Source organism: Nocardioides sp. CPCC 206348 (genome assembly GCF_048654705.1).
Lineage (GTDB): Bacteria > Actinomycetota > Actinomycetes > Propionibacteriales > Nocardioidaceae > Nocardioides.
This window is the reverse complement of record NZ_JBMCZA010000044.1, coordinates 1-788: the sequence shown is the minus strand read 5'-3', so window position 1 is coordinate 788 and position 788 is coordinate 1. Positions and strand designations below refer to the sequence as shown.

General features: G+C 70.1%; 1 protein-coding gene. It reads left to right on the top strand.

Translation table 11 applies throughout. The features are described 5' to 3' along the window. On the top strand, positions 1 to 788 hold a 788-nt coding region (locus tag ACOADB_RS01555; protein WP_378596154.1), incomplete at both ends, for an AAA family ATPase.

The window sequence follows — 788 nt, the reverse complement described above, 5'->3', positions numbered from 1 at the left end:
TGGCGCGACGAGCTCCACGACCTCGGCTTCCAACCACCGAATCAAGGGGCGGCAATCGACGCCGTACCTGTCGGTCACATCGACCGTGGCGCGGTCACCGAGCTCGTCCTGTCCCGGCTCGGTGCGCGGCGGTCGGCGTGGAACGGCGCCGACATCCGCGGCGAGATCGAGCGCATCATCGCCGCCGCCGGCGTCATCGCCGAACCCGCCGTACGGAGGGAGCTGGTCGAAGACCTCACCGCCCGCACCATCGACCAGTGCCCTCAGCTGGTCGACCGCCCCGACATCCCCGAACACATCCGCTCACTCACCTCAGTCAAGGTGCTCGCCGTCGAGGCCAACCTCATCGACCGGATCATCGCCCGCGCTGAACGTCCCGGACAGCCTGCGGCTGCACCACCATCCGTGAATGGGCGCAGGCTCGACCCTGGACAACAGCAGGTGGTCGCCGCGCTCACCGGCACCAGTTCACTGGCAGTCGTGCAAGGTGCCGCTGGGGCCGGAAAAACCACCGCCCTCTCGGCGGCAGCGACCCTGCTCGCAGCCCAGGAGCGTCGGCTGGTGGTGGTGACACCGACATTGAAGGCGGCTCGGGTCGCCGAGGCCGAGGTCGGCTCCCCCGCATCCTCGGCAGCGTGGCTCGCACACCAGTACGGGTACCGCTGGGATGCAGACGGGCGCTGGACACGCGAACCCCTCGACCCGCGCCGCGACCGCCATACCCTCGACGTCCGGGCACGGCTCCTGCCCGGTGACCTGCTCGTGGTCGACGAGGCCGGGATGCTCGA